This is a genomic window from Dellaglioa sp. CoH-57-MRSF-21, from assembly GCF_056781915.1.
The window spans coordinates 1-327 of sequence record NZ_JBXAXU010000127.1; the positions used below are offsets into that span (position 1 = coordinate 1).

Sequence of the window (327 nt, forward strand, 5' to 3'; positions counted from 1 at the left end):
GCGGTATTAGCGTGCTTCGATTGTTGACCGTGAGCTGCTGAGATGTGGTTGATCCACCAACGTTAAGGCCCAGAGCGCGCATCAGGTTCTGTGTGTACGTCCCCCGTGCATACTCTTCGTCAGTAGGTATCGGAAGGTCGCGCTTGGGGCCAACAGGAACTGGCATCGATACACCTGCCGCTGCTCCCGGAGGACCGCCATTTTTGTACGGATCACCCGTTTTGGTGTAGTCGAAGTCAGGGTTATTGCCACCAGCCGGACTCATGTCCTTACCGACGCGGTTATCAGGCTTCTTAATGCCCAACTTATCCATAGCCCAATCTATGG

1 protein-coding gene is annotated in these 327 nt (G+C 54.7%); it reads right to left on the bottom strand.

Going from position 1 to position 327, the window contains the following annotated elements; translation table 11 throughout:
• Positions 1 to 327, bottom strand: a 327-nt coding sequence (locus tag AC1RPQ_RS08245) for a hypothetical protein (RefSeq protein WP_481762302.1), incomplete at both ends; no start/stop codon positions are given.